The following is a 22,190-nucleotide window of genomic DNA, read 5'->3' on the forward strand; positions in this document are numbered from 1 at the left end:
GTCAATTCCCGTCGGGTGACACCGAGTTGGCGGGCTCCTCGTAGAACACATAGGTGGCGCGCTGGGCCACCGCCTCCGGTACCGCGACGCCTTCGCCCGCGGACCGTTTGGCGACCTGTTCGAGCGCGACGGAGTCCACGTCTATCTGGTCGAGGATGAGCCGTACGGCGTCCTCCACGGCCACGAAGCGGTTCGCCATCAGCGTGCAGGTGCGGTACGCGCTGAACGGGACCCGGGTGTCGCTGAGTTGGAGCAGCGGCGGCAGCCGGTCCCAGTCGCGCGGGAAGTCCCCGCCGGTCCACGGCTGCGGCACCAGCACCGGCTCGCCCAGGTGCCGTAGCAGACCCAGGCGGGCCAACTGCCATACGGCGGCCAGGAACGGGCAGGACCACAGGCGGCCCTTGTCCGTCTCGGACCACAGCTCGACGTCCATGAAGACCGAGTGGTTACGGGCCGCGGTCTCGTGCGGTGGCTGCCAGGTGACGATCTCCGCCAGGGCACTGCGCGTTGGGGTCGTGCGCTCGCCGTTCGCGAGCCAGCCCGTCTGGCTGACCGGTGGGCGGGAGCCGTGGCTGCCGGGCGGCGGTGACTCGACGAGGCGGTGCATGACCGACTCGGCCAGTTCGATCCGGTCGGCGACCGCGCAGCCCGACTCGCGGGCGAGGTAGTCGATGACGAGGCCCGCCTTCTCGGCCTCTTCGAGGACCAGCGGGACGAGTTCGGCCGGGGTGGAGAAGCGGGTGAAGTAGTCGTCGATCAGGAAACAGGTGCTGATGCGGGGGCGTTTGCCGCCGGTGCGGCGGGCGGCGGAGGCGCGGGCCGCGTCCACCCAGATCCGGACCTCGGCGAAGTGCTCGCGCAGCCGCTCGGGGCCCGCCTCGAAGTCCTCCATGTAGAGGTGGCCCAGTTCCAGCGAGAGATGGGCCAGCGGCACGGACTGGGTGCGCGGGTCCGCGGTGGTCTCCCGGAAGACGGCCTCCGTCATGCCTCCTCCCAGTACTTGTCGTCGGTCAGCCGCGCGGCGAGGTCGCTGAGCGCCTGCCAGGTCTCCATGGTGGCGATCTGGCTGTCCAACACGTCCTCGTCGGTGATGAGTTGCTCCCGCCACTGCAGTACCGGCTCCAGCGGCACCGAGCCGAGGACCTGGCTGTAGCCGATGCCGTGGTGCGAGGCGAGATGCTTCAGCTCGGTGTCGCACTGCTCCATCCACGCCGACTGGGTGGGCGTGGCCTGCGACCACAGCGCCGAGTCGGGATCGGGTACGGCGGCCCGTACGAAGCGGATGGCGCCGCGCAGCGCGTCCTCGTCGTGGCCGCGGGCGACGCCGCCGGCGATGATGCCGCGCTTGCCGTAGACGAGGCTGGCCGCGGCCTCCACGTGCTGGCGGGTCCAGCGGTGGAAGACCAGCCAGCGGGCCAGGACGCCGCTCATCGCCCGCTGCGAGGTGGCCGCGAGGACCATGTCGACGGCGTAGCTGCGGCCGGCGCTGAGGTCGACGACGATCAGGTCGAACTCGCCGTTGAGGCGCAGGAGAAGGTCCACGCAGCGGCGCAGGTTGTCGCCGGAGGTGGCGAACTCACCGCCGCTGAGGTCACCCGGCATCAGGATCAACCGCCCTGCTCCGGGCGGCTGGTTGCGCAGGACGCGGTGTTCGGTGTCCGCCCAGACGTCGATGCGGACCGGTTCGCTGATCTCGCCTATCAGGTACGAGTGCAGTCCGCGGTCCTCCGCGGCCTGGCGGGCGTCGGGCACGTCGAAGACGGCCGAGGCGGTGGGCGAGCCGAAGTCGAAGTCCAGGTAGCAGACGTCGTCCCCCGTCAGGGCGCGCTGGTAGGCGAGGTTGGCGCTGGTGACGGAGCGGCCCGTGCCTCCCTTGTCGGAGGCCGCGAAGATCAGCACGGGTCACACTCCCTGGACCGCGGCGGCTTCGCGGGCCCGGGCGAGTGCGTCGAGCTGGCCCAGTACGTCGAGGGTCAACGAGTAGGCGGTGCCCGGCTGTTCGTCGACGAGCGCGCGGGCGCGGCGCAACTTGACCTCGATGCCCCTGAGTTGCATGCCGCGTTTGCCGTCGGCGTTGGGCGCGGGCGCCATCTGCTCGTTGCCCAGGAGGTGGGTGGACTCGCTGAGCAACGCCCGTGCCAGCTCGGTGAGTTCGAGGCTGCGGATCGGGGGCTGCGCGTACATGTTGTGGACCTGGACCATCACCTCGGTGACCCGCTCGGTGATGCTCCAGGACACCGGACCCTCGGTGAGGGCGGTCTCCGGGTAGATGGCGTGCACGTTGTCCCACAGGCCGGCGCCCTCGCCGTCGCCCATCCGGCGCCGCCACACATGGCCGAAGATGTCCTCGGCCAGCCTGAGCAGCCGGTCGTGCGCGGAGAGGTTGCGGGAGAGCGTGCACAACTGGACGGTGCGTTTGAGGAGTTGGGCGGAGAAGTCGCTCATCGTCCAGTCCATCGGCGGGCCGATGGTGCCGCCGCCCTGGAGGGGCAGGGTGACGCCGGGGTTGTGCAGCTGGATCATCGGGTCGTCGCGCGTCATCCGGCTGGTGATACGGCCGCGTTCGGCGAGGCGTTCCATGACGCGGACGGTGCGGGTCAGGTCGTCGTCGGTGGCCCGGCGGCGCATCAGGTCGTGCACGAGGATCGCGGCGACGGAGAGCGAGAAGTACTCGGACTCCAGCCGCTGTCCCGTCGTACGCCAGGGGATGTCCTCCAGGGGCCAGCGGTCGCCGTCGAAGCGGGCGATGCGCGACCAGTACTGCTGCGTGATCTCCCAGCGCAGTCGTAACGCCTCGGCGAGCTTCTGCTGTTCGGCGTTGAGCAGGCCCAGGGTCAGGGTGCGGTCCGAGAACAGGTCCTGGATGCCGTCGAGCGCGACCACCGTGAAGTAGAGGTACGGCACGGGGTTGGCGACGCCGACGGGCTGCGTCCCGATGGCCTCCTCGGTCTCCACCTCGGGCGCGTCCCGCACCAGGCTCCAGGCCCAGCCGCACTCGAAGAGCTGGCTCTCGTCCTTGAGTGCCTCCTGGACGTCGAGGCCCAGGATGAAGCTCTCGATGATGGCGGCGCGCAGCGGCCGGAACCGGCGCTGGAACTGCTCCAGCACCTGACGCTGCGACAACTGCCCCTGGCCGAGGAGTTCGCAGAGCGTCTGGCCCTGGGAGGAGTCGGTGTCGTAGACGTTGACCGTGAACGACCGCAGCAGACTCACCATGGCGGCGGTGAGCCGGTTGCTGGTCGCGGCCTTCAGCTCTTTGATCGTCTCCTGCATGTCGCCGCGGCGGGTCTTGGACTCGTAGACCTTGAGGAAGCCGAGCAGGGCGAGACAGAGGGTGATCGACATGGAGAACGAGTCGGTGACGCCGAGTTGGCGCTGCTCCTCGGTGAGGTCCTGCTCCTTGTCCCGGGACTGGAAGTAGTAACCGCCCGCGAACGTGGGCCTCTTGTCGTCGGTGTGGGTGCGCATGAACTCGACCGCGGCCATGACGAGGTTGGCCGGGATCTCCAGCCGTCCACCGGCCCGCTTCAACGTCTGCTGTACGTCGGTCAGCGTGGTGTCGGGGTCGTCCAGCCGGAACGACGGCAGCTCGGTCGCCGGATACAGCAGGCAGAGCAGCCGCTCGGCGTCGGCGACGCTGCTCTCACCGCCCCATTTTCCCCACGCCCACTCCCCTCCGTCGAAGGAGTGGCGGGCGATCGCCTGCCAGATGTCCAGCAGGTGCTGCCGCGGCTTGATCTCCATTCCATGCCCCTCACACAGACCGCACTGCCCTCAGCCGAGGAATATCCCTCTTCTGTTGTTCACCGATCACCCCGGTCAGCGAATCGGAACAGCTACGTCCGAATTCCCGCGCCGGCCACAGGAGAGGATCATTCCGGAATATCCGGAGCGCAGCTTGGGCTCGGTTTTCAGCCGGTACACGTCGAGATCGCTCGCGAATGGCTCAAGACTCGCACGCACCTCGGATTCTCCCACGTCGCACGCCGGAAAGAACTTCTTTCCTGTGTAATAACCCTTTGAATGTTCCATGAAAGCCGCCGCGAAGGGGGCGCCCGGGGCCAGGGCCCGCATGAAGCGCTTCACACCCAGCGTGAACTCCCGGCAGGAGGAGGTCATCGACTCGGCGACGAAGAACATCGTCCCCACGGACCGCAGCGACCCGCCGAACCGCTCAAGATCGAAGATGTTGCCCTTGACGACCTTGACGACCTTGCGAAACTGCAGACGCGGGTCGACGAGGAAGGAGCCGTACTCCTCGTTCTCGCACAGGACGTCCCAGAACTGGTCCCAGTTCGGATCGTAGGAGTCGAGCTGACGCTTGAGGTACCTCACGTTCGCGGACGAACGCTCAAAGAGCGTGACCTCGTCACACCACGGCATCATGGACAGCGCGGGGTAGAGGTTGGCACCCGCACCTACATCGATACCGGAAACCGGGCCGACTCCCTGGTTCCGGAAATGACCAGCGAAATGATCCCGGACAATGTGCAGGATCTCCGCGTCCTCCGCCTGTAAGTCGCGGTAATTATGATCCACATAGGCGATCGGGTCGAACTCGCCCCAGGCGACTTCCGAATTCTTCACCTGGGCGGCCCCCGAAGATCTCAAGGTCATTCGACCAGCGTACCAACATCGCAGGCACGAAGGACCCTCCTCGTCAATTTGCGAGCCACTCTACGCAAAGTCACAGCCACCGCCGGGGCGCACGGGGGGCGCATCGTGGCGAATGCATTCATGCCCTGATTCGGCCTTGAACTGCCGGATTGCCCCCACTCAAGATGGGTGGAACCCTGCCGAACACACCAGAAAGGCAGGGCGCACACGTCTCGCCCGTACCACCCGTACGAGTCGCACGAGCCGTCAACGCGCAATTGACTTCCTACCCTCAGGAGGCAGTATGACGCCCTTTCCGGAGGAACGTTTCCCTTCTGCGGGCCGCCGCGCTGACCAGGCATTCTTGGCCGACCGCACCGACCGACACCTGACCCTGAGAGGCATCACCGAGGCCGACCTGCCCGAGCTCCTGCGCGTGGACAGGGAGGCTTTCCCCGAGGAGCCGTACCCCGCCTTCGTGCTCCGGCAGTTCTGCGACATCCACGGCGACCGCATCCTCGTCCTCGACGACGGTGAGGGCCTTCTCGGCTACATCCTCTTCGTCAACACCTCGGACGGCTACGTGAGTTGGATCATGAGTCTGGCCGTCACGCCCCACCAGCAGGGCCATGGGCTGGGCCGGCGCCTGATGGTCGAGGCCCTGCGCCGGCTGCGCACGGAGAGCGTCCACCAGGTCCGCCTGACCGTGGAACCGACGAACGCCGCCGCGATCGTGCTGTACCGCTCGCTGGGTTTCTCGTCCGAGCAAGGAGTCCTCAAGGACTACTTCGGGCCGGGCGAGCACCGCCTCCTCATGACACTCGCCCTGTGACGGTACTGCCGCGCCAGCGCGTGGAACGCCTCCTTCGGCTCCCAGTGCCAGGGTGAACCCGGGTCGTACGGACGGTCCTTGATGGTCCTGGTGATGGAGTAGCTCGCCATGTCGAGGTCGTGACGGGGATCGTGGGCGCGGTGCGGGGCGTCCGGGGTGACGAACTCGAAGGCCATCGCGCCGTAGAGGTTCATCGACTCGAAGACCTCCAACAGATCGACCACGTACGCCGCTTGGGTGTGTTCGCTGCGGACGAGGTGGCCCTTGATCTCCTCCGGGTCCTTGTCGTGGTCGACGACGTTCCAGCCCATGCCGGCGGTCTTCTCGGCGCCCTTGTACGCGCAGGTGCCGAACTCGGTGATGGCCACGGGCTTGCCCCAGCGCTGGTAGGCCATCAACTCCCGCACATAGTCGGCTGGTTGGCGGAAGTAGGAGTAGTAGTCGATGCCCACGATGTCGAAGAGGTTCCAGTCCACCTCGTCGTCCTGGGCGGCGGCGTAGCTGAGGCCGCCGTGGAAGACGGAACGGCCCATCGCCGCCGCCTTCTTGGTGAACGCGTTCAGCCCGCGCTGCGTCTTCGCCGGGTCGAACGTGCCGTTCAGGATGTTCTGGACGCGATCCAGGACCGTCGCGCCGGGCACGATCCCGGGTACGAACAGCCAGAACTCGCAGCCCACACTGAAGTCGACGCTCGCGCCCTGCCGCCGGAGGCGTTCCGCGAACCGGCCCGTCTCCGCGAGGTGTTCGAGGATGTCCCGCTCCGGGACGTCGGCGAGGGTGGGCTGGAGCCAGATGTGCAGGCCGAGTTCGGCGGCTTCGGCGGCGGTGGCCGCGAGGCGGTCGACGCCGTCGCCGGTGACGTCGACCGTGTCGGCGTGCAACTCGTCGCGGATCGCGCGGAGGTCGGCGCGCATCCGGCGCGGGTTCCAGGCGGTGGCGGGGGTCTCGCCCTCGCCGACCGTGTAGACGACGCCGTGGTGGCGCAGGCCGGGACGCCGGGCATGTGTCGCCTGTGGAGGTGTACGCGGCTGCGCTGACGCCTGTCCCGACGGGAGCAGCGCGCCCGCCGCCCCGAGGGCCACCGACCCCGCCAGGAACTGCCCCCGAGTGATCCCCTGTGTGTTCACCATGCGCCCACTGTGCCGATCCGGCACCCGTACGAGGATCGCCCGATGGTCTACGGCGACGCAACCAAGGGATGAACTGTCGCGTCGGTCACTGGAGAGATCGTTGACGGAAACCGACCGAACGTCGACGCGGACCGAACAAAGGAGAGCGTGATCTCAGGCTCCGAACAGTCCTCTACGACCCCTACGACCCCTACGACTCCTTCGCCCCGCACCGCCACCGCCACCGCCACCCGCCGCACCCTGCTCACCGCCAGTGCAGCCACCGCCGCGGCCCTCCTCGCCGGCACCTCCTCGGCCCAGGCATCAGACGACATCGGCACGGACGTCACGGCAGGCCTGCGCGCCCTTGAGGAGCAACACACCGCCCGTGTGGGCGTGTTCGCGCATCACCTCGGTACGAAGAAGACCGTCGTGCACCGTGCCGACGAACTCTTCCCGATGTGCTCGGTGTTCAAGACTCTCGCCGCCGCGGCCGTCCTGCGGGACCTGGACCGGCACGGCGAGGTGCTCTACAAGGTCGTGCACTACACGGAGGCCGATCTGGTCGACGGTTCCGACCAGACCCGGGCGCACCTGGCCGACGGCATGACGGTCGAGCAGCTCGCGGACGTGGCGATCCGCTACAGCGACAACGGCGCGGGCAACCTGATCCTGCGCGAACTCGGCGGCCCCACCGCCGTTACCCGCTTCGCCCGTTCCCTCGGCGACCGGGTCACCCGGCTCGACCACTGGGAGACCGAGCTGAACTCGGCCGAGCCGGACCGGATCACCGACACCACCAGCCCGCGCGCGATCGCCGGCCTGTACGGCAAGCTCGTCCTCGGCGACGCCCTGCGCCGCCCCGACCGCGACCGGCTCACCGCCTGGCTGCTCAACAACACGACGAGCGCCACCCGTTTCCGCTCCGGGCTCCCCGCGACCTGGACGATCGCCGACAAGACGGGCAGCGGCGACTACGGCACCGCCAACGACGTCGGCATCGCCTGGACGGAGGCCGGTGACCCGGTCGTCCTCGCGGTCCTGACCACGAAGCCGGCCCTGCCGGACGCGCCGTACGACAACGAACTGGTCGCGGACACCGCCAAGTTGGTGGCGGAAGCGATCAGCTAGTGCGGAGCAGACACCACCGCCAGCGCGGGAAGTACTGCCTCGGCGGCACCCCGACCACCCGGTGGAACGCCGCCGTGAAGGAACTCGCCGAGGCGTACCCCACCCGCCGCGCCACGGACTCCACCGGCAACCCTTCGGCGAGGAATGGCAACGCGGCCTGCATGCGGAGAGCGGCGGCCTACGCTTCCGGGCGCGCCACGTGTGACAACTACCCCTGCCCGAACCGCCGTACGTACCGCCGCTGCCACGGTGTCTCCACCGCGTGCCGGTCGTAGTGGGCGCGGACGTAGGCGACCGCCTCCCCCGGCTCCACGCCGTCGAGGACCGCGAGGCAGGCGAGTGCTGTGCCGGTACGGCCCCGGCCGCCGGCGCAGGCGATCTCGACGCGCTCGGTGCGGGCCCGCTGCCAGGCCTCGGTGAGGACTGTGCGGGCCTCGGCGCGGTCGGCGGGCAGTCGGAAGTCGGGCCAGCGCAACCACCGTGCCGACCAAGGGACTTGGGGCGGCGGGCCGCCGAGCAGATACACGCCGTACGTCGGTGCCGGGCCGTCGGCCGGGAGCGGCCGGCGCAGGGCGCGGCCTCGGACCAGGCGGCCGGAGGGCAGCCGTAGGACGCCGGTGGTGGTCGGGTTCCAGGGCTCTGCCATGCGGCCAGCGTAGAGATGACGGGCCGTCCGCTGCCCCGAAAGGTCAGCCCACTCCCCGTGACTCCTGTGCCGCCCGTGCCTCGATCCCGCGGAAGTGGTCCGCCATCGCGCGTTGTGCGCCCTCGACGTCGCGGGCGCGCAGTGCGGTGACGATGTCGCGGTGGCGGCGGACGGTGAGTTCGGGGGCCGGGTCGTCGGTCCAGCCGCGGGCGCCTGCGACGCGGCGGAACACCGTCCAGAAGGCGCCGAGGAGTTGGGGGACGAGTTCGTTGCCGAGTGAGGCGTAGAGCAACTCGTGGAATTCCCGGTCGAGTTCGGGGAAGGGGCGGTCGGCGCGGCCCGCTTCCTCCATGCGGGTCACCACCGCTTCGAGTCTGTCGAGTTCCGGTTCGGTGACGGTGGCAACGACCCGATGAATCAGGCCTTCCTCCAGCACCTCGCGCACCTGGAGGACCTCGGCCAGCGCGTCCGCGTCGTCCTCGTGGCGGGTGAGGGTGCGGAAGGTGAGGCCGTCGACGAGCGGGGTCAGCGAGGCGCGGCCGACGTAGGTGCCGTAGCCGTGTCTGATCTCGACGATGTCGAGGGCCTGGAGGGCTTTGAGGGCCTCGCGGACGGAGTTTCTGCTGATGCCGAGGTCGTCCATCAGCTCGGCCTCGGTGGGCAGGGGCGCACCGGGCTGGAGCTTGCGGTCGAGGATCAGCTGGACGATCTCGCGCTGTATCCGACTGTTCCTTGGCTCCCCGGACATGCGCCGCATCGTAGCCGCATCAGACGTCCCACGTCCCACGTCTGACCTCGGCCCGACCTGATGGGGCGTCAATTGTCGCCGTTCCCGCGCCTTTTCAAACCGCCATTGGTCCGACCTCTGACGGCTACGCCATTCGTGTGCGATGCCTTGACCGTCCCCACGGCCGCTCTTATGGTCGCGCTGACCGCAGGACGTAGGACGTCGTACCTCCTGGAGTAACCATGCGCGAAGACGTGACCCAGAACGTGCCCGCGCTGCACCGCCGGGCGTTCCTGAAGTACTCCGGCGCGCTGGGCGCCGCGGCCGCGATCTCCTCGTCCCTGACGGCCTGTTCGTCGGGGCCGCAGTCGACGAACGACACCGGCGGCGGGGGCACCGGCAAGAACCGGACGCTGACCGCGGTGATCGGCTACGGCAACGACGGCAGCTGGGATCCGACGCAGACGGCGTCGGCGTTCGCCATGGCCGGCAACAACCACATCTACGAGGGGCTGATCGACACCGACCCGATCACCCGCGCGCCCTATCCGGCGCTGGCGACCGCCGTGCCGAAGGACACCGGCGGCACCTCGTGGAAGTTCACGCTGCGGGCGGGCGCCAGGTTCCACGACGGGCAGCCGGTCACCGCCGACGACGTCGTCTTCGTCTTCGACCGCATCCTCGACCCGAAGACGGCGACCCTCGCGCAGGGCTTCTTCGCCGGCTGGCTGAAGGCGGTGCGGAAGATCGACGCCCAGAACGTCGAACTGGTCCTCAAGTTCCCCTTCCCGGAAGGGATTTCACGCCTCACCCTCGCGAAGATCATGCCGAAGCACATCTTCTCGAAGCCGGGCGCCTGGGACGACGCGATCAAGGGCAAGGCGGTCGGCTCGGGGCCGTACCGGCAGACCGCGCACCACCCGAAGTCCAACACCACCTTCGCCGCGTTCGCCGGCTACAACGGCCCGCGCCCGCCCGCCTTCAAGACGATGAACTGGCTGACGATCGTGGACGCGGCACCGCGCGTCGCCAAGATCTCCGGGTCGAGCGCGGGCGCGCAGATCGCCGACAACATCCCGTACGCCAACATCCAGCGGCTGCGGAGCGGCGGGATGACGGTCGGCGGCGGGGCCGGGATGAACAACCTGTTCCTGATGTTCAACACGCAGCACAAGCCCTTCGACGACGTACGGGTGCGCCAGGCGCTCCACTACGCCATCGACACCGGCAAGATGGTCCAGGTCGCCCTGCGGGGCCACGGGAAGCCGTCCTCGTCGTTCCTCAACGAGGCCAACCCGGCCTACCGGCGCGCGAAGACGGTCTACGACTACGACCCCGACAAGGCGAAGGCGCTGCTGAAGGCGGCCGGGGTCAGCGGGCTGAAGATCAACATCATCTCGGTGAACGTGAGTTGGATCGTCGACTGCCTGCCGACCATCAAGGCGTCCTGGGACGCGATCGGCGTGAAGACGACGCTCTCCCCGCAGGAGACCACGGCCGTCTTCACCAAGATGGACCAGAAGCAGGACTACCAGGTGGTCGCCGCCGCCTCCAACCCCAACCAGTTCGGCCTCGACGCGGACCTGATCATGCACTACAACTACGGCCCGCAGAACCTCTGGATGGGCTATGCCCGTTGGGCCGGGAACTCCGTCGCCAAGCAGCTCTTCAAGGACATGGACCAGGCGACGCGGGAACCGGACGCGGCGAAGAAGAAGACGATGATCCAGGACTACATCGACATCGTCGCCGAACAGGCCGTGCTCTACCCCGTCGTCCACAACGAGCTGATGACCGCCTGGGATCCGAAGAAGCTGACGGGGATAAGGCCGCAGCCCTACCCCGGCATCAATGTCCTCCAGGCCAAGTGGGTCTAGCAGCACGGGAGTTGGACCATGGTCACCGTCCTCCGGATTCTGGCCCGCCGTATCGTCCTGCTCGTTCCGCTGATGCTCGGCATCGTGCTGTTCGTGTTCCTGGTGATGCGCTTCTCGGACGTCGACCCGGCGTCCGCGTTCTTCCAGGGCGCGAACCCGACACCGCAACAACTGCACGACTTCCGCGAGCGGAACGGCCTGCTCGATCCGCTGCCTCTGCGCTACGTCCATTTCGTGGGCGCGCTCCTGCGCGGCGACATGGGCACCAGTGCCCTGACCCGGGCACCGGTCGTCGAGCAGGTCACCACCGCACTGCCGCTCACCCTCCAACTCACCTTCCTGGGGCTGGTGATCGCGGTGGTGCTGTCGCTGCTCGGCGGGGTGACGGCGGCCATCTACCGTGACCGGCTGCCCGACCAGATCATCCGGGTCGTGTCGCTGACCGGGGTCGCGGCGCCCGGCTTCTGGCTGGCGCTGCTGATGATCCAGTACCTGGCCGTGGACCAGGGCTGGTTCCCGACCGGCGGCTACATCAACCCGGCGGACTCCCTCACCGGCTGGCTCAAGACGATGGCGCTCCCGGCGCTGGCCCTCTCGCTCCCCGTGGCGGCCCAACTCACGCGTATCGTACGGACATCCGTCGTCGAGGAGCTGGACAAGGACTACGTCCGGACGGCGATCGGCAGCGGGCTGCCACCGCGGGTCGTGGTCGGCCGGAACGTGCTCCGCAACGCGCTCATGAACCCACTCACCGTACTGGGCCTGCGCGTCGGATACCTGCTCGGCGGTGCGGTCGTCATCGAGACCATCTTCTCCCTCCCCGGGATGGGCAAGCTGATGATCGACGCCGTGCAGAACGGCGACCCGGCCGTCGTCCAGGGCGTGGTGCTCACGACGGCGACCGGGTTCGTCGTCGTGAACCTCGTCATCGACATCCTCTATCTGCTGGTCAACCCCCGCCTGAGGGATGCCTCCTGATGTTCACTCAGTTCTCCCGCAAGGGCCTAGCCGAGACCCTGTCCCGGCCCGGCATCCGGCTGCGCGGCTGGCGCCGGCTGCCGCCGCTGTCGAAGGTCGCGGTGTGCTTCCTGGCGGTCGTCGTCCTCGTCGCGCTGTTCGCCCCGCTCCTCGCACCGGACGACCCGCTCGACCAGCAGCTCCCCGTCGACGGCACCGGACACCCCTCCGCCGAGCACTGGATGGGCCAGGACAGCCTCGGCCGGGACATCCTCAGCAGGCTGATGTATGGCGCCCGTTGGTCCCTCGCGATCGGGCTCGGGGCGACCGCGCTGGCCCTGGTCGCCGGCGCGCTGATCGGCGCGGTCGCCGCGACCTCCCGCAAGGGCGTCGACGAGACGCTGATGCGCTGCCTGGACGTGGTGATGGCGTTCCCCGGCATCGCGCTCGCCGCCGTACTGGTCGCGGTGTTCGGCGGCGGGATCACCGTACTGATCTGCGCGATCGCGTTCCTGTTCACCCCGCCGGTCGCAAGGGTCGTACGGGCCAACGTACTTGACCAGTACGGCGAGGACTACGTCACCGCGGAACGGGTGATCGGCGCCCGCACCCCGCACATCGTGGCGCGGCACGTGGCCGTCAACTGCGCCGCTCCGATCCTGGTGTTCTGCACGGTGCAGGTCGCCGAGGCGATCGTCTTCGAGGCGTCACTGTCCTTCATCGGCGCGGGCGTCCGGCCCCCCGACCCGTCCTGGGGCAGTGTCATCGCGGACGGCAAGAACATGGTGCTGACCGGGGGTTGGTGGGCGACCGTCTTCCCCGGTCTGCTGATGCTGATCACGGTCCTCTCGCTGAACATACTGTCCGAGGGAGTCTCGGACGCGTGGGCGGCCCCGGCCGCGCGCGAGGTGGACGTACGGCCCGACGAGGACCCGCTCGACGCGCCCGAGCCCGGCAGCGGCGAGGTGCTCCCGCTCCCCGGCCTGACGGAGGCGGCGCTACGACTCCGGGCCAGGGCACGGCCGTTGCCCGGCCCCGACGGCCAACCGGTCCTGGCGGTCGAGAACTTGGCGATCGGCTTCGATGGCCGGCACCACGGCGTGGACATCGTCGACGGCATCAGCTTCGAGGTGCGGCCGGGTGAAGTCCTGGGCCTGGTGGGCGAGTCGGGCTGCGGCAAGTCGCTGACGGCGCTCGCGGTGATGGGCCTGGAGCCGAAGGGCGCGCGGGTCCGGGGCCATGTCCGTTTCAACCAGCGGCAGTTGGTGGGCGAGCCGATGCGGGTGCGCCGCAAACTACTGGGCCACGAGATGGCGATGGTGTATCAGGACGCGCTGTCGTCGCTGAACCCGGCGATGACGATCCGCGCCCAGCTCAAGCAGGTCATAAGGCGCGGAGGGCACCGCGGGGCAGGCGAGTTGCTGACGATGGTCGGCCTCGACCCCGAACGCACCCTGCGCAGCTACCCGCACGAACTCTCCGGCGGCCAGCGCCAACGCGTGCTGATCGCCATGGCGTTGTCCCGCGACCCGAAACTGATCGTCGCCGACGAACCGACCACCGCCCTCGACGTCACCGTGCAGGCCCAGGTCATAGAGCTACTGCTGCGGCTGCGCGAGGAGTTGGGGTTCGCGCTGATCCTCGTCTCGCACGACCTCGCGCTCATCGCCGACGTCACCGACCGGGTGGTGGTGATGTACGGCGGACAGATCGTGGAGACGGGCGTGACCGCCGACCTGGTCGAGTCACCGGCCCACCACTACACGCGCGGTCTGCTCGGCAGCGTGCTGTCCCTGGAGTCGGCGGCCGAGCGGATGACCCAGATCAAGGGCGTCGTCCCCTCCCCCGCCGACTTCCCGGCCGGCTGCCGCTTCGCGGACCGCTGCCCGCTGGCGAGCGACCTCTGCCGTACGACGGCCCCCGACCTGGTCGGCCCGCGCACGCACACGGCGGCCTGCCACCACCCGGCGATCGATCTGGTGTCGACGGAGAGCGGGGCGGTCACGTGAGCGGGGTGAGCGGTGCGGGTGGGTTGTGGGGCGGGTTGGGGGTGGGTGGTTCGGATCGTGTGCGGAGTGCCGGTGAGTGGGGGCTGGTCGCGCAGTTCCCCGCGCCCCTTAGGGGGTTGGGGTGAACGGTGTGAAGGGTGCGGGAGGTGGGCGATTGAGCGGCGCGGGTGTTGAGTCGGAGGGTGGTCAAGTGAGCGGTGCGCTCGTCGAGTTGGCCGGTGCTCATGTCGTGCACAAGGCGCGTAGCGGTGGTCTGTTCAGCCGGGACCGGGTCTACGCCCTGACCGGCGCCGACCTCACGATCGCGCCCGGCGAGACGGTGGGCGTGGTCGGCGAGTCCGGCTGCGGAAAGTCGACGCTGGCGAAGGTGCTGGTGGGCGTACAGCGGCCGACGTCCGGCACGGTGTCGTTCCGGGGCCGGGACCTGTGGTCGATGCCGGACGGCGAACGGCGGACCGCGGTGGGCACCGGCATCGGCATGATCTTCCAGGACCCGTCGACCGCGCTGAACCGGCGGCTGACGATCCGGCAGATACTGCGGGATCCGCTGGACGTGCACGGCCGTGGGACGAAGGCCGAACGGGAGGACCGGGTACGGGAGTTGATGTCCCTGGTTGGCCTCCCGCGCGCGCTGGCGGACGGCCTCCCGGGGCAGCTCTCGGGCGGCCAGCGCCAACGCGTCGCGATCGCGCGGGCGTTGGCGCTGGACCCCGACCTGGTCGTGGCCGACGAACCGACCAGCGCGCTGGACGTGTCGGTCCGGGCCCAGATCCTCAACCTCCTCCTCGACCTGAAGGAACGGCTGGGCCTGGCGCTGGTGTTCGTGTCCCACGACATCCAGACGGTACGGCGGATGAGCGACCGCGTGATCACCATGTACCTGGGCCGGATCGTCGAGGAGACCCCGGCCGACCAGGTCACCGACCGGGCGCGGCACCCGTACACCCGGGCGCTGTTCTCGGCGACCCCCGGTCTCCTCCACCCCATCGACCCGATCCCGCTGGTCGGCCCGGTGCCGTCGGCCACGCGTCCGCCGAGCGGGTGCCCGTTCCGCACCCGCTGCTGGAAGGCGGACGACGTGTGCGCTTCCGCCATGCCGGACTTCTCGGCCGCGTCGACACCGGGACATTTCTACCGTTGCCACCATCCTGTAGAGGAGGACCTGTCCACCCGCGACCTCGTTCGCCAAAGCCGCCCCATGGAGCCTTCATGACCCTCCCCGCCCCGCTCACCGGTGTCGTACCGCCCGTCTGCACGCCCCTGACACCGGAACGCGAGGTGGACGTCCGTTCACTTCTCAGGCTTGTCGACCATCTGGTCGGGGCGGGGGTGCACGGGCTGTTTCTGCTCGGGTCGACCTCGGAGGCCGCGTATCTGACGGACCGCCAGCGGAGGTACGTGGTGGAGGCGGTGGTGGCTCATGTCGGGGGTCAACTCCCCGTACTGGCGGGGGCGATCGACATGACGACGCCTCGGGTGCTGGACCATGTGGCCGCCGTGACGGACGCGGGGGCGGACGCGGTCGTCGTGACCGCGCCCTTCTACACGCGCACCCATCCCGCCGAGATCGCCCGCCACTATCGTCTGGTAGCCGCCGCGTCGTCGGTCCCGGTCGTCGCCTACGACCTCCCTGCCTCCGTCCACACGAAACTCCCCTCCGACCTCGTCCTCGAACTCGCCGCCGAAGGTGTTCTGGCCGGGCTCAAGGACTCCAGCGGGGACCTCGGGGCGTTTCGTACGGTCGTCACCGGCGCGCGTGTCCATCCGGACATCACCGGGTTCAGCGTCCTCACCGGGTCCGAACTGTTCGTCGACTCGGCGTTGGCGTTGGGCGCGGACGGGGCGGTGCCGGGTCTCGCCAACGTCGATCCTCACGGGTACGTCCGTCTCGACGCGCTGTGCCGGGCCGGGGACGGGTCGCGTGCGCGGGCCGAGCAGGAACGGCTGTGTGCGTTGTTCGGGCTGGTCGGTGTCGGTGACCCTGCGCGGATGGGAGGTAGTTCGTCGGCGCTGGGGGCGTTCAAGGCCGCGCTGTATTTGCGGGGGGTGATCGAGTGCGCGGCGACTGCGGAGCCTCAGGTGGGGTTGTCTGCCGACGAGGTGGAGCGGGTGGGGAAGTTTCTGGCGGGGGCGGGGTTGCTGTAAGGGTTTCCCACCCACCCACCCGTTTACTGGCGTTTAAAGGTGGACCTCTAAAACGCCCGAGACGGGCGGGTGGGTGGGAAACGGGGATCCTCAGCCACCACCCAGCTCAGCCGCCCCCACCCGCCGGAACTCGATCGTGTCGTACGCACTCACCGCCCCCGTCTCATAAAGCACCCCCACGGTGTCCCGCCCCACACCCACCAGATCCGAATACCCCGCCCACTCCCCCGACAACGTGACCGCCTTCACGAAGCTCCCCCCGCCATCCGCACTCCGCCAAATCGCCATCCCCTCCCGCACGTTGGGGACGGACGGCGCCGAGAACAACAACGGAGCCCTCTCCCCCGGCAGTTGAAGAACGCTCCCCTCCACCACAGGCACGTCGTCCAACGTGGGCTGGACCGCGTAGGGCCGATCCAGACTCACACCCCCGTCACTGGAGTACGTGTCGAGCCGATTCCCGGTACTCGTCCCCAGCTGATCCCGGGAGCTGAAATACAGCCGCCCGTCGGGGAGTTCGGCCGCGGTCGACTCATTCGCGTTGTCGACCCCGTCGTACGTTGAGTCCACGAACCCGACCCGCCACGTCTCGCCCCCGTCGTCGCTGTACAGGTCGTGCCCGCCGTAGTACTTCGCCTCCTGCCCGGTGTCGCTCGACCCGGCGGCCGGCGCGGCGGAGTGGTTGGCCGGGACGACCAACCGCCCCGCGTGCACGCCGCGCGTCAGGGCGACCGCGTGACCGGGGCCGGTCGCGTACCAGCGCCAGGTCGGCAGCTTCACCTCCGCCGTGATGTCCCGAGGGGATGTGAAGTTACGGCCGTCGTCCCAGCTCCGCTGCACGAACACCCGGCGACTCTGTTCCGCCGTGACTTCGCCCCGCATGATCTGGCCCTCGGTCACGGCCCCGCTGTTGTAGGAGGTGACGAGGACGATCGCGCCGGTGCGGGGGTCGACGACGGGGGCGGGGTTGCCCCGGGTGTCCCCGTCCCCCGCGGCCACCACCGCCAGCGGACCCCACGTGCAGCCGCCGTCGGTGGAGCGCCGGAGAACGACGTCGATGTGGCCGGTGTCGCCCGCGCTGTTGTGGCGTCCCTCGGCGAAGGCCAGGACGGTGCCCTGGTCGGTGACGACGGTCGCCGGGATGCGGTAGGTGTCGTAGCCGCCGTCTCCGGAGACGTACGGCACGGACGACGTGCAGCCGGAGCGCGCGGAGGCGTGCGCGGCGAAGGTGATCGGAGCAACCAGTACGGCTGCCACGAGAAGCGTGCGGCTCAGGATGGTCATCGCTCTCCCTCACGGAGGTCGCCCCTCGCGGAACGACGCCGACCTGTCTGTCCGTCACAGCCTCCCCGGTGTCACCATCCCCGACTCGTACGCCACGATCACCAGCTGTGCCCGGTCCCGCGCCCCCAGCTTGCCCATGATGCGGCTGACGTGCGTCTTCGCGGTGAGCGGACTCAGGCCCAACGCTTCGGCCACTTCGGTGTTGTTGAGGCCGCGCGCGACCAGCGCGAGCACTCCGCGTTCGCGTTCGGAGAGGCATGCGGGGCCGCCGGTGGCGGGCGCGACGGGGCTGCGCAGGAACCGGGCGATCAGCCGGGACGTGGGGCCCGGTGACAGAAGCGCCTCTCCGGCCGCCACCGTACGGATCGCGTCGAGGAGTTCGGCCGGACGGGTGTCCTTGACCAGGAATCCGGACGCGCCGGCGCGCAGCGCCTCGACGACGTTCTCGTCCGTGTCGTAGGTCGTGAGGACGAGGATCCGCACCCCGGCGAGGTCCTCGTCGGCCGCGATCAGGCGGGTCGCCTCGATGCCGTCCAGGTCCGGCATGCGGATGTCCATCAGGACGAGGTCCGCGCGTGACGTGCGGGCGAGCGCGACCGCCTCGCGTCCGGTCGCGGCCTGCCCTACGACCTCCATGTCCCGCGCCGACTCGACGAGCATCGCGAACGCGGCCCGTACGAGGGTCTGGTCGTCGGCGAGCAACACCCGGATGGCCGTCATCTCGCCTCCTCTCCGGGCGCTCGCAACGGCAGTACGGCACTCACCGCGTAGCCCTCCTTCTCCTCCAACGGCCCGGCATCCAGCGTGCCGCCGACACTGCGGACGCGTTCTCGCATGCCGACAAGACCGAAGCCGGGGGTGCCGTCACCTGTACCCGCGCCGTCGTCCGTCACGTCCACACACAGCGCTCCGTCCCGCTCGTACACACCGACCCGGACCGTGAGACCGGCGCGCCCGCCATGTCGTACGGCATTGGTGAGCGCCTCCTGGACTATCCGGTACGCGGCCGCGCCCACGGCCGTCGGCACCACCTTGGCCACCACCGCCAGGTCCACCTTCGCCCCCGCCGCCCGGGCCGTGGCGGCCAGGTCAGGCAGTCCGTCGAGGCCGGGCAGTGGGCCGCGTTCGTCGAGGGGGCCGTGGTCGCGGAGCACCTCCAGCGTGGTGCGCAGTTCGCCGCGTGCGCTGCGGCAGGTGTCGGCGATGTCGTCCAGGGCCTTGGCCACGGCGGCCCGGTCGAGGCGGCCGGGGTCCTCGGCCAGTACGTGTGCGGCCACCGAGGTCTGCACGCCGATGAGGGTGATGCTGTGCGCGAGCAGGTCGTGCAGGTCGCGGGCGATGCGCAGGCGTTCCTCGGCGACGCGGCGGCGGGCCTCCTCCTCGCGGGTGCGTTCGGCGCGCTCGGCGCGTTCCAGGGCCGCCTCCGTCAGCTGACGATGGACGCGGAGGTAGCCGCCGAGGACGAGCATGGACACGACCCAGCCGGCGATCTGGAAACTCTCGGCGACGCCGGCCATGCCGTCGCTGAGCTTGAGCACCACCATCAGCACGACGACCGCGCAGCCGACGATCACCGTGCGCCGGACGCTTCCGGTGACCGCCACCGTGTAGAGGAGGACCATGGACGCGCCGGTCGGCGCGGAGTGGTTGTAGTCGTGCTCGTGGAAGGTCGCGATCAGCGGGACCATCACGCACAGCACCGCCATCGGGGCGCGTCGCCGCCACACGAGCGGGACGTGCAGCGCGAGCAGCAGCGTCCAGCCGAGCGCGTCCGGCCGCCGTCCGCTCCCGAAGCTGACGGCGACGACGGACGCGAGCACGGCGAGCCCGACGGCGAGGACCACGTCCTGCCGCCGGGCACTCAGCCTCATCGCTTGCACGGGGTCATCCTCCGCCGGCCCCGTCCGAGGCCCTCACACCGGCTCCGGCTGGCGCTCCGGCCGTACGGTCTCGGGCTCCCGGGACAGCCGCCCCGGCCACCACACCTTCCGCCGCAGCAGCACACTCGCGCTGGTCACCAGGTACGTCCGCACGAGGAAGGTGTCCAGCAGCACGCCCACCGCGATCACGAAGCCCAGCTCGACCAGTTGCACGAGCCCCATGTTCGTCAGCACCGCGAAGGTCGCGGCCAGCACCAGCCCGGCGGAGGCGATGACCCCGCCCGTCGTCCGCAGGGCGGTCAGCGCGGCGGCGACCGGTTCGGCGCCCCGGATCGCCTCCTCCCGCATCCGGTGCATGAGGAAGATGCCGTAGTCGACGCCGAGGGCGACGAGGAACACGAAGGACAGCAGCCCCGTCCCCGGATCGGTCCCGGCGAAGCCGAACACCGGCCCGAACACCAGCCCGCCGATGCCGAGCGCCGCGCCCCACACCGCGATCACGGCGGCCACGAGCATCAACGGCGCGACCAGCGACCGCAGGAGCACGATCAGGATCAGCAGTACGGACACGAGCACGATGGGCACGACGACCATCCGGTCCCGCGCGTTGGTGTCCCGGAGGTCCAACTGCTGAGCGCTGGGCCCGCCGACGTAGGACCCCTTGAGCGCGTGCCGCAGATCGGTGATCGTGCGCGTCTCGGCCGCCGACTGCGGCGCGCCTGCGGCGGTCACGGAGATCTCCGCCCAGCCGTTCCCGCTACGGCCCCGCTGGGCGCCCGCGACACCGTGCGTGGCCCGGATCGTGGCGAGGGTCGCGTCGGTGCGGGCGGCCGGGGTGATGACGTCGATGGGCTGCGCGGAGCGTTCGGGGTAGGCCGCAGCGAGGGTGCGCATCGCGGTGACGGAGTCGGGGCGGTCGACGAAGGAGTCGTCCTGCTTGAGGGAACCGGGGAGGTTGAGGGTGCCCAGGGCGAGTGCGCCCAGTACGGCGGCGCCGGCCACGAGGACGAGCAGCGGGCGGCGTCCGGCGGAGCTGCCCATCGCGGTGAACAGGGACCGGCGGGCCTTGGGTGTGGAGCCGTAGGCCGGGACGAGCGGCCAGAAGACGCGGCGGCCCAGGAGGACGAGGAGTGCGGGGAGGAGCGTGAGCATCGCGGCGAGCGCGGACAGGACGCCGACCGTGCCCAACGGGCCCATTCCGCGGCTGGAGTTGAGGTCGGCGGCGAGCAGGCAGAGCAGTCCGGCGGCGACCGTGCCGGAGGAGGCGAGGACGGCGGGGCCGCAGCCGCGGAGGGCGGCGCGCATCGCGTCGTAGGGGCGCTCGACGCGGCGTAGTTCCTCGCGGTAGCGGGCGATGAGCAGGAGGGCGTAGTCGGTGCCCGCGCCGAAGACGAGGATCGTCATCACGCCTGTGCTCTGGCCCGAAATGGTCGTCCCGAAGGCGTGGTTGAGGCCGTAGGAGACGCCCATGGAGAGGAAGTCGCCGACTCCGGCGACCGCGAGCGGGACCAGCCAGAGGACCGGGCTGCGGTAGATGATGATCAGGAGGACGGCCACGACGGCGACGGTCGTGTAGAGCAGGGGGCCGCCGAGCGAGTCGAAGACCTTGCCGGAGTCGGTGGCCAGAGCGCCGGGGCCGCCGACATCGACCGTCAACCCGCCGGTGTCGTGGGCTACTTGGCGGATGTCGTCGACGAGGGCGGTGCGCTTCTTCTCGTCGGTGCCGGGCCAGTTGCTGGTGAGGGGGTACATGAGGGTGGTGCCGTCGGCGGAGGGGACGCCTCGCGGGGTCGCGGCGAGCGGGTGCAACGTGCCGATCCGCGTGAGCTGTTGGGCCGCCGTGGCCTTGTCGGTGGGCGTGAGTCCGGTGTCTCGGTGGTAGACGAGGACCAGTTCGGTGGTCTGGCCGCCCGGCAACTCCTGCTGGATCCTGGCCACTTGGGTGGAGTCGGCGCTCGCGGGCAGGTAGTCGGTCACCCCGTCGTGCGTGACGTCGCCGAGCTTCGACGCGAACGGCGAGGCCAGCGCGAGCACCCCGATCCAGAGCGCAAGCACCACCCAGGGGATGGCTCGTCGCCGTGTGCTGTTCCTCTGTTCGGCCCTCATGGAACGGGCTCCCCTCCGGCGCGGATGTCTGGTTGCGCTCTCCAGACTTCCGGCGCGATAGGGGCGATTCGTCGCGCGGGAGGGCGAGTTCGGGACTACTGCCAGGGGTGTCCGTGCGGCCGTATTACTCCCTGGGGAGTACTGGCCGGGGTTATGAGGGTGTCCGGGCCGCCGCCAGCAACCGGGTCACGTCGTCCGAGCAGATGGTGAGGGCGGCGCCGACCGTGGCGAGGGCGTCGCGTTCCGCGGGGGTGTAGGGGCCGTCGGCGAGGGCGATGCGGGCGCCCTGGAGGAGGATCGACTCGCGTCCCGCGGGGGCGAGATGGGGGGCGAGCGGGTCGAGGGCCTCGTGCAGCTCTATGGCGAGGCCCGCGCCGCTGGGTTCGCCGAAGACGCGGCCGGTGTCGGCGGCCAGGGCCTCGACGAGGGCGCCGAGCTGTTCCTCCGTGCACTCCTGGAAGCCGGCGGCGCGCACGGTGCCCGCGGCGGCCTCCAGGGACGTACGGGCGCAGCTGCCGCCCGCCGCGAGGACCGCGAGGGCGACCGTGTGGACGGCGTCGCGGAGCATCGCGGAGAAGCGGCTCGTGGTGGGGTGGTCGAGGACGTCGGTGCCGTAGTGGCCCTGGCAGGCCGCGCACTCGACGACCGGGCCGGTGTCGCCGCGCGGCAGCACCGGCATGCCGAGCACGGTGAAGCGGCGGCGCCCGGTGAGCCGCTGGAAGTTGCGGTCGCCCCCGCATCCGGGGCAGAAGAACTCGCCGTCTCCGACGCTGGTCCACGCGGTACGGATGCCCAGCACGCGCGCCGCACGGCCCTCATGGACAACTCGGCCGTCTCGTCCCCGTTCAGGCAGCACGTCGCACCTCCGTAACGCCGCGGCAACATCGCCGC

At 69.9% G+C, this 22,190-nt stretch carries 20 protein-coding genes; 7 read left to right on the top strand and 13 right to left on the bottom strand.

Features of this window, described 5'->3' with window-relative positions:
- Position 1: 1 nt before the first annotated feature.
- From ACGFY9_RS18630 to ACGFY9_RS18645, 4 genes are all read right to left on the bottom strand, one after another.
- Positions 2 to 985 (bottom strand): SCO2522 family protein, encoded by a 984-nt coding sequence (locus ACGFY9_RS18630; protein ID WP_393755367.1) that lies wholly within the window; start codon positions 983 to 985, stop codon positions 2 to 4.
- On the bottom strand, positions 982 to 1,899 hold the full coding sequence (locus ACGFY9_RS18635) for an SCO2523 family variant P-loop protein (RefSeq protein ID WP_366490951.1): 918 nt from the start codon (positions 1,897 to 1,899) through the stop codon (positions 982 to 984). The genes ACGFY9_RS18630 and ACGFY9_RS18635 overlap by 4 nt, the downstream gene beginning before the upstream one ends.
- Before the next feature lie 3 nt (positions 1,900 to 1,902).
- The gene (locus ACGFY9_RS18640; protein WP_393755369.1) at positions 1,903 to 3,744 is read right to left on the bottom strand and encodes an SCO2524 family protein; all 1,842 of its coding nucleotides are present in this window, start codon (positions 3,742 to 3,744) and stop codon (positions 1,903 to 1,905) included.
- Between the two features lie 75 nt (positions 3,745 to 3,819).
- Complete coding sequence (locus ACGFY9_RS18645) at positions 3,820 to 4,617, bottom strand: SCO2525 family SAM-dependent methyltransferase (protein ID WP_393755371.1); 798 nt, start codon at positions 4,615 to 4,617, stop codon at positions 3,820 to 3,822.
- A gap of 343 nt (positions 4,618 to 4,960) precedes the next feature.
- On the opposite strand from ACGFY9_RS18645, the gene ACGFY9_RS18650 reads away from it, so the two are divergent.
- On the top strand, positions 4,961 to 5,428 hold the full coding sequence (locus ACGFY9_RS18650; protein WP_393755372.1) for a GNAT family N-acetyltransferase: 468 nt from the start codon (positions 4,961 to 4,963) through the stop codon (positions 5,426 to 5,428).
- On the opposite strand, the gene ACGFY9_RS18655 is transcribed toward ACGFY9_RS18650, so the two are convergent.
- Entirely contained in the window at positions 5,380 to 6,558 is a 1,179-nt protein-coding gene (locus ACGFY9_RS18655) for an abortive phage infection protein (protein ID WP_393755374.1), read from the bottom strand. The two genes, ACGFY9_RS18650 and ACGFY9_RS18655, sit on opposite strands and share 49 nt — an antisense overlap.
- 147 nt (positions 6,559 to 6,705) lie before the next feature.
- Between ACGFY9_RS18655 and bla the strand changes: the two genes are divergently transcribed.
- Positions 6,706 to 7,668 carry a class A beta-lactamase gene (bla, locus tag ACGFY9_RS18660; protein WP_393755376.1) on the top strand — a complete coding sequence of 321 codons (963 nt, stop codon included), beginning with the start codon at positions 6,706 to 6,708 and terminating at the stop codon, positions 7,666 to 7,668.
- Here bla and ACGFY9_RS18665 read toward each other — a convergent pair.
- Genes ACGFY9_RS18665 through ACGFY9_RS18675 form a run of 3 tightly spaced genes read right to left on the bottom strand, consistent with a single transcriptional unit; the run spans position 7,661 to position 9,071 of the window.
- Positions 7,661 to 7,831: a helix-turn-helix domain-containing protein gene (locus ACGFY9_RS18665; protein WP_393755378.1), complete on the bottom strand. Its 171-nt coding sequence runs from the start codon at positions 7,829 to 7,831 to the stop codon at positions 7,661 to 7,663. The two genes, bla and ACGFY9_RS18665, sit on opposite strands and share 8 nt — an antisense overlap.
- Positions 7,832 to 7,876: 45 nt before the next feature.
- The gene (locus ACGFY9_RS18670) at positions 7,877 to 8,314 is read right to left on the bottom strand and encodes a protein-tyrosine phosphatase family protein (RefSeq protein ID WP_393755380.1); all 438 of its coding nucleotides are present in this window, start codon (positions 8,312 to 8,314) and stop codon (positions 7,877 to 7,879) included.
- Positions 8,315 to 8,357: 43 nt separating this feature from the next.
- The gene (locus tag ACGFY9_RS18675) at positions 8,358 to 9,071 is read right to left on the bottom strand and encodes a FadR/GntR family transcriptional regulator (protein ID WP_393755382.1); all 714 of its coding nucleotides are present in this window, start codon (positions 9,069 to 9,071) and stop codon (positions 8,358 to 8,360) included.
- Positions 9,072 to 9,283: 212 nt separating this feature from the next.
- Here ACGFY9_RS18675 and ACGFY9_RS18680 point away from each other — a divergent pair, with 212 nt between their 5' ends.
- From ACGFY9_RS18680 to ACGFY9_RS18700, 5 genes are all read left to right on the top strand, one after another.
- Positions 9,284 to 10,918 (top strand): ABC transporter substrate-binding protein, encoded by a 1,635-nt coding sequence (locus ACGFY9_RS18680; RefSeq protein ID WP_393755384.1) that lies wholly within the window; start codon positions 9,284 to 9,286, stop codon positions 10,916 to 10,918.
- Positions 10,919 to 10,936: 18 nt separating this feature from the next.
- Complete coding sequence (locus ACGFY9_RS18685) at positions 10,937 to 11,896, top strand: ABC transporter permease (RefSeq protein WP_393755385.1); 960 nt, start codon at positions 10,937 to 10,939, stop codon at positions 11,894 to 11,896.
- Positions 11,896 to 13,884, top strand: a complete 1,989-nt coding sequence (locus tag ACGFY9_RS18690) for a dipeptide/oligopeptide/nickel ABC transporter permease/ATP-binding protein (RefSeq protein ID WP_393755387.1) — start codon at positions 11,896 to 11,898, stop codon at positions 13,882 to 13,884. The genes ACGFY9_RS18685 and ACGFY9_RS18690 overlap by 1 nt, the downstream gene beginning before the upstream one ends.
- 190 nt (positions 13,885 to 14,074) lie before the next feature.
- Positions 14,075 to 15,097, top strand: coding sequence for an oligopeptide/dipeptide ABC transporter ATP-binding protein (locus tag ACGFY9_RS18695; protein WP_393755389.1), 1,023 nt, complete (start codon positions 14,075 to 14,077; stop codon positions 15,095 to 15,097).
- The gene (locus ACGFY9_RS18700; RefSeq protein WP_393755390.1) at positions 15,094 to 16,029 is read left to right on the top strand and encodes a dihydrodipicolinate synthase family protein; all 936 of its coding nucleotides are present in this window, start codon (positions 15,094 to 15,096) and stop codon (positions 16,027 to 16,029) included. Before ACGFY9_RS18695 ends, ACGFY9_RS18700 begins: the two co-directional genes overlap by 4 nt.
- 90 nt (positions 16,030 to 16,119) lie before the next feature.
- Here the strand turns inward: ACGFY9_RS18700 and ACGFY9_RS18705 are convergent, their stop codons facing one another.
- The 5 genes from ACGFY9_RS18705 to ACGFY9_RS18725 all read right to left on the bottom strand — a co-directional run bounded on the left by ACGFY9_RS18705 (position 16,120) and on the right by ACGFY9_RS18725 (position 22,155).
- Positions 16,120 to 17,313, bottom strand: coding sequence for an exo-alpha-sialidase (locus tag ACGFY9_RS18705; RefSeq protein WP_393755392.1), 1,194 nt, complete (start codon positions 17,311 to 17,313; stop codon positions 16,120 to 16,122).
- Positions 17,314 to 17,367: 54 nt separating this feature from the next.
- Positions 17,368 to 18,033, bottom strand: coding sequence for a response regulator (locus ACGFY9_RS18710; protein WP_393755393.1), 666 nt, complete (start codon positions 18,031 to 18,033; stop codon positions 17,368 to 17,370).
- Positions 18,030 to 19,184 carry a sensor histidine kinase gene (locus tag ACGFY9_RS18715; protein WP_393755946.1) on the bottom strand — a complete coding sequence of 385 codons (1,155 nt, stop codon included), beginning with the start codon at positions 19,182 to 19,184 and terminating at the stop codon, positions 18,030 to 18,032. The genes ACGFY9_RS18710 and ACGFY9_RS18715 overlap by 4 nt, the downstream gene beginning before the upstream one ends.
- 42 nt (positions 19,185 to 19,226) lie before the next feature.
- Complete coding sequence (locus tag ACGFY9_RS18720; RefSeq protein ID WP_393755395.1) at positions 19,227 to 21,299, bottom strand: MMPL family transporter; 2,073 nt, start codon at positions 21,297 to 21,299, stop codon at positions 19,227 to 19,229.
- A gap of 151 nt (positions 21,300 to 21,450) precedes the next feature.
- Complete coding sequence (locus ACGFY9_RS18725; protein WP_393755396.1) at positions 21,451 to 22,155, bottom strand: TerB family tellurite resistance protein; 705 nt, start codon at positions 22,153 to 22,155, stop codon at positions 21,451 to 21,453.
- Positions 22,156 to 22,190: the final 35 nt, after the last annotated feature.

Origin of the sequence: Streptomyces sp. NPDC048504, from assembly GCF_043200035.1 — a bacterium.
Classification (GTDB): Bacteria; Actinomycetota; Actinomycetes; order Streptomycetales; family Streptomycetaceae; genus Streptomyces.